An 8,048-nucleotide genomic window follows, 5' to 3' on the forward strand; every position below is an offset into this window, starting at 1 on the left:
CGACCTGATGTACTGAATAGAATAGTTTTTAACGACCGACGTGTACGTGTTGGTATGTCTCACTCTGACAACGGACAGACAAAATCGGCAGCGACTCGCCGACGGGTTCTCGCCGCAATGGGCGGTGCGAGCGTCGTCGGCCTCGCAGGTTGTGTCGGCGGCGACGGCGGCGACGGGTCCGACGGCGGCGACGGCACGAACGAGTTCGTCGCGTCGGCGGCTGCGAACCCGGGCACGTTCGACCCGACGATCATCACGGACGCGACCTCCAACTCCGTCGTCGGCACCATGGCCTACGAGCGGTTGGTCGCGCTGACGTTCGACTACTCCGAGTTCCGGGGCGAACTCGCCTCCAGCTACGAGCAGGTCGACGACACCACGTTCCGGTTCCAGCTCCGCGAGGGGGTCACGTTCCATAACGGCGACGAGTTCACCGCCGAGGACGTTCAGTTCTCCATCAACCGGACGAGCGGCACGACGAACGACGCCGATGTCTCCTTCATCGAGAACGTCGAGATACTCGGCGACTACGAGGTCGAAATCACCTCGACCGACCCGCACGCGCCGTTCTTGAACGACCTCGCCGCGGTCCCGATCCTCACGAGCAAGACCGACGCGATCAGCGAAAGCCCGGAACAGGACGACCACTCGTTCACCGAGCAGACCCTCGGTACCGGACCGTGGGAGCTGGAGGAGTTCTCGGCCGAGGACCGAGCCGTCCTCGTCCCCTACGACGACTACTGGTACGACGGCGACGACTACCCCGGCACGGCGCCGTGGGACCGGGTCACGATCCGGGTCATCCCAGAGCAGGTCTCGCAGGAGGAGGCGATGGCCGCCGGCGAGCTCGACATGATCGACAACGCGGCGCCCTTCGAGCTCGACCAGTGGGAGAACCAGACCGGCGAGGTCGTCACCGGCAGCGCCGTCGGGTTCGACTTCATCACCTATCCGGTCAACCAGAGCCCGTTCACCAACGAGAAGCTCCGCCGCGGGATGACCCGGTTACTCCCGAAGTCCGACGTCATCGAGGCCGTCTTCGGCGGCTATGCGACGGAGCTCGCCGGCCCGATCAGCCCCGGTCTCGGAGCGTTCTGGGACCCCGAGCACGAGCAGAACCTCCTCGACGAGTACGTCGGCCAGGACGAGGAGGAGGGCCTCCGGCTCATCGGCGAGGCGTTCGAGGAGGAGGGCATCGAGGCGCCGTTCGACGTCTCCTTCATCACCAACGTCAACCGGACCCGCGAGCGGTGGATGGAGATCATCCAGCAGACGATGGACGAGACCGAGTACTTCAACGCGGAGCTCGACGTCCGCGCCTTCGACGACCTCGTCCCGTTCCTGCTCGACCCCGAGGGCGCCGCGGCCAGCACCGACGTCGTCGGCATCGGCTGGACGGGCGGCTCCGACCCGGACGGCCACATCAACCAGCTGCTCCACTCCAGCCAGCACGTCCCCGACGGATTCAACTGGAACCTCTACGAGAACGAGGAGATGGACTCGCTGATCACCGAGGGGCAGACGACCCTCGGCGCCGAGGAGCGACTCCCGATCTACCAGGACATCCAAGAGCTCGTCGCGCAGGAGGTCCCGATGGCGAACATGTGGACCGGCGACGTGATCGACGTGCTCAACCCGGCCAACGTCGAGTCTGTCGACCAGTGGAGCCCGCACCCGAACGCGAGCAACCGGTACAACACGCTGTACAAGCCGCACCTCGACGAGATCGTGTACCCGGCGGAGTAACGGTCTCAAACATCCGATAGCGCCCTCAATTCACCCCGATGAGTCTCCAACGATTTGTCATTAAACGCAGCCTGATAACCATCCCGCTGCTGCTCGGGATATCCCTGCTCACCTTCGGGATGGTCCACGCCATTCCCGGCGACCCGATCGACTTCATCACGCTGTTCACGGAGCTCGATCCGCAGACGGAGATGGAGATCCGGGCCGAGTACGGCCTCGACCAGCCGGTGTACATCCAGTACATCGACTGGGTCACCAGCGCGGCGACCGGCGACTTCGGCCGGTCGATCATCACCCGCGACCCGGTGATAAACGAGATCATGGAGCGGCTCCCGTACACGCTCGTGATGGGGATCATGGCGTTCGGCGTCACGCTCGCCACGGCGATCCCGACCGGCGTGATCGCGGCGTACTACCGCAACACCAAGATCGATCAGGCCAGCCGCGTGTTCGCGCTGCTCGGGATCGCGATCCCGAACTTCCTGCTCGGCCTGCTGCTGCTCTTGATCTTCGCGAGCTGGCTCGACCTGTTCCCCATCCTGCCGCCCACCAGTAAGGGGATCCTCAGCTACGACATGCTGGTGTACACCCTGTTGCCGGCGATCACCATCGGGACCGGTTCCACGGCTCTGCTGATGCGACTGATGCGGTCCTCGATGGTGGAGGAACTCGACAAAGACTACGTCCGGACGGCGCGCGCGAAGGGGCTCCCGGAGCGGACGGTCGTCCGGAAACACGTCCTGCGGAACTCGCTGATCTCCGTCGTCACCGTGGCGGCGATCCAGGTCGCGTTCATCATCAGCGGCTCCGTCGTCGTCGAGATCGTCTTCTCGTATCCGGGTATCGGACGGCTGCTCGTCGATCGGGTGGGTAACCGCGACTTCCCGGTCATCCAGGCGATCGTCCTCCTGATCGGCGTCGCCGTGATACTCGCGAACTTCGTCGCCGACGTGCTCTACGCGTACCTCGATCCCAGAATCCGATACTAGATAATGTCAAGCGAAACCTCACAGCGGACGACGGAACGCGGACGAATACGGGTCTCCGGCTTCGACGTCGAGCGCGTCGACTCCCGGGACCCGCTCTCCTCGTGGCAGCCCGACCTCCAGTCGGAGGAGGGGCGCGGTCGCCTCGAGTACGCGTGGATGCGGTTCAAACGGAACCGCCTCGCGCTGTTCGGTGCGGCCACAATCGTCTTCATGGTGCTGCTCGCGGTGTTCTCCCGTCCGATCCAGCTCCCGACTAGCTTCCCGGTGCTGGCCGGAGAGACGGTCCAGCCGTTCTCGCTCGCGCCGGCCGACCCCGCGAACCAAGACGTGATCACCGGGTACCGGGAGCCCACCCTGGAGAACCTCCTCACTTGGCCGCCCACCGGACTCTACCTGTTCGGCGCCGACTGGGCCGGCCGCGACATCCTCTCGCGGGTGATGTACGGCGGGCGCTGGAGCCTCTCGATCGGCTTCATCGCCGTCGCCATGGCCCTCCTCGTCGGGATCCCGCTCGGCTCGATCGCGGGGTACTACGGCGGCAAGATCGACGAGATCATCATGCGCCTCGTCGACCTGCTGTACGCGTTCCCGTTCATCGTGCTCGCGATCGCGGTCATCGCCGTCCTCGGTCGCGGCTACTGGGAGATGATCCTCGCCCTGGTCGTCGTCGGGTGGCTCCCGTACGCCCGCATCATCCGCGGCGAGATCCTGAGCGTGAAGGAGAACGAGTACGTCACCGCGGCGAAGGCGCTCGGCTCCCGCGACCGCTCGATCATCGCGCGGCACATCCTCCCGAACGCCATGGCGCCGGTGATCGTTCAGGCGACGCTCAGCATCGGCACCACGGTGCTCGTCGCCGCGGCGCTCGGGTTCATCGGGCTCGGCCTGTCCCCGGCGAGCGCGGAGTGGGGCGTCATGCTCAACGTCGAGCAGGACGCGATCGCCCGCGGCCGCTGGTGGGCCGGGCTGTTCCCGGGCCTCGCCATCTTCGTCTTCGTGATGGCGATCAACCTCGTCGGCGACGGCGTCCGCGACGCGTTCGACCCGCAGGGCGACCAGACCGACACCGACACCGGGGGGCTCCGCTGATGGCGATGCTCGAAGTCGAGGACCTCAACGTGCGGTTCTACACCGACGACGGGGTCGTCAAGGCGACGAACGACCTCTCGTACCGGATCGAGGCCGGCGAGCGGTTCGGCGTCGTCGGCGAGAGCGGGGCCGGGAAGAGCGTCACGAGCCTCGCGCTGATGCGCCTCATCGACGAGCCGGGCGTCATCGAGAGCGGCGAGATCCGGTTCAAGGGCCAGAACATCTTGGAGATGGATGAAGAGGAGATGCGCGAACTCCGCGGCAACGAGATCGCGATGATCTTCCAGGACGCCGGGACCGCGCTGAACCCGTCGTACACGGTGGGCGAGCAGATCTCGGAGGCGATCCGGTACCACATCGGGCTCGACGAGGAAGCGGCGCGCGAGCGCGCCATCGAGACGCTGGAGTCGGTCGGGATCCCCTCGGCCGCCGAGCGGTACAGCGACTACCCGCACGAGTTCTCCGGCGGGATGCAACAGCGCGTCGTGATCGCGATCGCGCTGTCGTGCGACCCCGACCTGATCATCGCCGACGAGCCGACCACCGCGCTCGACGTCACCATCGAGGCGCAGATCCTCGAACTGCTGGAGGAGGTCGCGACCGAGTTCGACACCGCCATCCAGCTCATCACCCACGACCTCGGCGTCGTCGCCGAGTTCTGTGACCGGGTCATGGTGATGTACGCCGGCCACCCGGTGGAGATGGCGCCGGTCGAGGACGTGTACTACGACCCGCAACACCCGTACACCGTCGGGCTGATGAGCTCCATCCCGCGTATCGGCGACGAGCGCGACCGGCTCCAGACGATCCCGGGCCGGATGCCGGACCTGATCGAGATGCCGCCGGGCTGTAACTTCCACCCCCGGTGTCCGTACGCCGAGGAGTCGTGTACCCGCATGGAGCCCCAGCTCGTCGACGTCGAGACGGGAGAGCCCGCGGACCCGATCAACAGCGACGCGCAGAGCGCCGCGTGTCTCGCACACACCGGCGAACTCACCGGCGAACTCGACTACGAGGTGACCGTCCGCGGCGAGGACGACCCGGTCGGGTCGGGCGACGCGGCGAGCTCAGCGGGGGTGAGCGACCGATGAGCGGCTCCGAGCCGCTCCTCCGCGTCGAGGGGCTCGAGAAGTACTACGAGTCCGAGAGCGACTTCATCGACCGGCTCCTCGGCCGACAAAAGAAGGTGAAGGCGGTCGACGGGGTCTCCTTCGAGATCGAAGCGGGAGAGACGCTGGGGCTGGTCGGCGAGAGCGGCTGCGGGAAGAGCAGCATCGGCCGGTCGATCCTCCAGCTCCGCGAGCCGACCGCCGGCTCCGTGTACTTCAAGGGCGAGGACATCACGACGTTCTCCGACAGGGAGCTCCGGGATCTGCGAAAAGAGATGCAGATAATCTTCCAGAACCCGCAGTCGAGCCTCAACCCGCGGCTGACGGTGAACGACATCATCGGAGAGGCGCTCGACATCCACGGGATCGAGGGGGGTGTCTCCCGCGACGCCCGGATCAAGGAACTGCTCGACCGCGTCGGGCTCAACGCGAGCCACGCCAACCGGTACCCGCACGAGTTCTCCGGCGGACAGCTCCAGCGGATCGGGATCGCCCGCGCGCTCGCCGTGGACCCCGACTTCATCGTCTGCGACGAGCCCGTCTCGGCGCTCGACGTGTCGGTTCAGGCCCAGATCCTCAACCTGTTGGAGGACCTCCAAGACGAGCTTGGGATCGCGTACCTGTTCATCGCGCACGACCTCTCCGTCGTCGAGCACATCGCCGACGAGATCGCCGTCATGTACCTCGGCAAGATGGCTGAGATCGGCACGCCAGAGGAGCTGTTCGCGCCGCCGCAACACCCGTACACCGAGGCGCTGCTGTCGGCGATCCCGGAGCCGGACCCGCTGTGGGAGGGCGACCGGATCCTGCTGGAGGGGTCGGTTCCCTCCCCGATCGATCCCCCGTCCGGCTGTAAGTTCCACACGCGGTGTCCCCGCGTCATCCCGCCCTCGGACTACGAGTTCGAGCAGGCGGAGTGGCGCGCGGTCATGTCGCTCCGCCACCGCGCCCGCGAGGAGGACATCGCCGTCGAGACGTTCGACGCCGGCGAGAGCGCGCTGATGGAGGCGCTCCGCGAGGAGCTCGACCTCCCATCGACGCTGTCGGACCCGGAGGCAGAGGAAGTGGTCCAAGAGGCGCTCCGGCTAGTCGCCGACGAGGAGTTCGAGCACGCCGAGCGGGTGCTCGACGAGACGTTCGACACGCCCTGCTCGACGGACGAACCGGTGCTCCGCCAGACCGACGCGGGGCGCGTCGCGTGTCACCTCTTCGACCCGGCTTACGAAGCCGGGCCGACCGAGGGGGCGGCGCCCGACGACGGTACCGCCCCCGGCTCGGCCGCGAGCGGCGACGACTGACCCCGGTCCGTCGTCCCTCCCGCCCGGGAGCGGCCCCGACGACACGCTTATTCCTCCCGGCGGGAACCTCCACGCATGCCTCGCTCACGTCGGCGGGACGGCGTCGACCGCTCCGACGACGACCCGTTCCGGCCGAATGAGTCCGTCGAACGCCACCGCCCTCGGGCCGCCAAGACGCTCCCGGCGGCGACGCTCGCACGGTGGCTGCTCCCGGCGCGGCTTCACCGCTGGGCCGTCTCCGTCAGCGTCGACACGCCGGCGACCGTGTACGAAGCGGGCGAGCCGATCCCGGTGGCGATCGAGCTCCGGAACCCGCTTCCGGTCCCGGTAACCGTTCGGACGCGGTCCCCGGTCCCGTGGACGTGGCACGTCGACGGGCACCGCGACGCGTCACAGGTGTCCGAACCGCTCCCGGAGTCGGAAGCGCGGTTCACGCTCGACCGCGGGGAGCGGCGACGGTTCACCCGGCGGTGGCAGCAGAGCTTCCAGGTCTCGGAGACGGAGTGGCGGCCCGCCGACCGCGGGGAACACACGATCGGCGCCGGGCTCGCCGTGGACGACCCCGCCGGAAAAGGCGTCTACGACGAGACGACCGTCCGGATCGAGTGACCCGCGTCCGGGGCGCCGCAGGGCCTCACTCGTCGTCGCTCGGGATGTCGATCTCTTCCTGATGGTAACGCTCGGTCGCGAGCTCCGCGACCGCCCGGAGCGCCTCGGTGAGATCGTCCGATTCGTCGAGCGCGTATCGGTCGGGGTCGCGCCCCTCGGTCCGATCGATCTCCAGGATTCCGAACCGTTCGAGTCCGTCGAGCGCCTCGTGGACGACAGTCCGGTCGACGCCCGCGCCCTCGGCGATCCGATCGACCGGCAGCGGCTCGGACGCGTAAAATAGCGCCGCGACGACCCGCGCCCGCACTCGGTTCGTGAACAGGAGCGCGAGCCCGTTCTCCGCCACGAGCCGCGTGTACTCGTCGGTCGATTGCTCGTCCATACCCGCCGTTCACGAGCGAGCGGCATGACGGCTTCGGAACGGGCGAGTCCGCGGCGGCGCCCGCCGACCCCGCGTCACTCCTCGAACTCGGCGTAGTGACGCACAAGCCCGCACTCCGGACACATCACGGTCGTCAGCTCCTTGCGCTCGTTCATGCCGAGCTTCCCGAGGAGCCCTGACCGCTTCTCGCCGGTCCTGACGTGCGCGTTCCACGCGTCGCCCATGCTGAACTCGACCTCCTCCATCGTGACGCCACAGTCCGGACAGCGGTGGTCCATGGGGGTCGACTCGTGCGGCGACCTGAAAACGGTTCGTCCGCTCGGCGGCCGAGCGACGCTGTTCCCCGGGCGCCGAGCCACCCGGGTCGAGTGATCAGACTCTTTCGACGCCGGGGCGATCGGGCCGTAGGGATGACTCGCCGGGCCGACCTCGATCGCTTCTACGACCTGCTCGACGACCTCGCGCGCCGGGTCGGCGGACCGCGGAAGCTCAAGGAGTGTACCGGGTACATGGACTGGCCCGACCGGGGCGTCTACTTCTTCCTCGCCCCGGGCGAAACGCGCGCTTCGACCGACCAGTCACGCGTCACCCGCGTGGGGACGCACGCGGTGTCCGCGGGGAGCAGCACGACCCTCTGGGACAGAGTAAACTACCCTACCCTACTCCCTCGGCGCTCCGCGCCTCGGTCCTTGAGGGTAGGGCTTTGATGTGGACTCCCGGCAATCAGTCGCCAGCAATAGGCTGGTGACTCTCACCGTTCAACGTCCCACCAGTCACACGCACGTCTACTGGTGCGTCTCCGCTCCCCGACTTGGGCGAGGAACGG

Annotated in this window: 8 protein-coding genes and 2 pseudogenes; 7 read left to right on the forward strand and 3 right to left on the reverse strand. The window is 67.5% G+C overall.

Annotated features, from left to right (window positions below):
• The first annotated feature begins 54 nt into the window (after nucleotides 1-54).
• The 6 genes from Z052_RS05415 to Z052_RS05440 all read left to right on the forward strand — a co-directional run bounded on the left by Z052_RS05415 (nucleotide 55) and on the right by Z052_RS05440 (nucleotide 6,840).
• Nucleotides 55-1,746, forward strand: a complete 1,692-nt coding sequence (locus Z052_RS05415; protein ID WP_089308172.1) for an ABC transporter substrate-binding protein — start codon at nucleotides 55-57, stop codon at nucleotides 1,744-1,746.
• A gap of 38 nt (nucleotides 1,747-1,784) precedes the next feature.
• Nucleotides 1,785-2,735 carry an ABC transporter permease gene (locus Z052_RS05420; RefSeq protein WP_049931661.1) on the forward strand — a complete coding sequence of 317 codons (951 nt, stop codon included), beginning with the start codon at nucleotides 1,785-1,787 and terminating at the stop codon, nucleotides 2,733-2,735.
• 3 nt (nucleotides 2,736-2,738) lie between these two features.
• A complete protein-coding gene (locus Z052_RS05425; RefSeq protein WP_049931660.1) occupies nucleotides 2,739-3,824 on the forward strand; it encodes an ABC transporter permease in 1,086 nt (361 codons plus the stop codon).
• Nucleotides 3,824-4,915 carry an ABC transporter ATP-binding protein gene (locus tag Z052_RS05430; protein WP_049931659.1) on the forward strand — a complete coding sequence of 364 codons (1,092 nt, stop codon included), beginning with the start codon at nucleotides 3,824-3,826 and terminating at the stop codon, nucleotides 4,913-4,915. Before Z052_RS05425 ends, Z052_RS05430 begins: the two co-directional genes overlap by 1 nt.
• Nucleotides 4,912-6,231, forward strand: coding sequence for an ABC transporter ATP-binding protein (locus tag Z052_RS05435; RefSeq protein ID WP_089308171.1), 1,320 nt, complete (start codon nucleotides 4,912-4,914; stop codon nucleotides 6,229-6,231). The genes Z052_RS05430 and Z052_RS05435 overlap by 4 nt, the downstream gene beginning before the upstream one ends.
• 75 nt (nucleotides 6,232-6,306) lie before the next feature.
• A complete protein-coding gene (locus tag Z052_RS05440; protein ID WP_049931658.1) occupies nucleotides 6,307-6,840 on the forward strand; it encodes a hypothetical protein in 534 nt (177 codons plus the stop codon).
• A gap of 25 nt (nucleotides 6,841-6,865) precedes the next feature.
• Here the strand turns inward: Z052_RS05440 and Z052_RS05445 are convergent, their stop codons facing one another.
• Together Z052_RS05445 and Z052_RS05450 are read right to left on the reverse strand one after the other, a co-directional pair.
• Nucleotides 6,866-7,222 (reverse strand): GntR family transcriptional regulator, encoded by a 357-nt coding sequence (locus tag Z052_RS05445; RefSeq protein ID WP_049931657.1) that lies wholly within the window; start codon nucleotides 7,220-7,222, stop codon nucleotides 6,866-6,868.
• 74 nt (nucleotides 7,223-7,296) lie between these two features.
• Nucleotides 7,297-7,500 (reverse strand): hypothetical protein, encoded by a 204-nt coding sequence (locus Z052_RS05450; RefSeq protein ID WP_049931656.1) that lies wholly within the window; start codon nucleotides 7,498-7,500, stop codon nucleotides 7,297-7,299.
• Between the two features lie 132 nt (nucleotides 7,501-7,632).
• Between Z052_RS05450 and Z052_RS21365 the strand changes: the two are divergent.
• A pseudogene (locus tag Z052_RS21365) lies at nucleotides 7,633-7,869 on the forward strand (hypothetical protein); the annotation flags it as partial.
• Between the two features lie 76 nt (nucleotides 7,870-7,945).
• On the opposite strand, the pseudogene Z052_RS20910 reads toward Z052_RS21365, so the two are convergent.
• Nucleotides 7,946-8,048: pseudogene (locus Z052_RS20910) on the reverse strand (RNA-guided endonuclease TnpB family protein); the annotation flags it as partial.

It is taken from the genome of Halorubrum sp. C191 (assembly GCF_002727095.1).
Lineage (GTDB): Archaea > Halobacteriota > Halobacteria > Halobacteriales > Haloferacaceae > Halorubrum > Halorubrum ezzemoulense.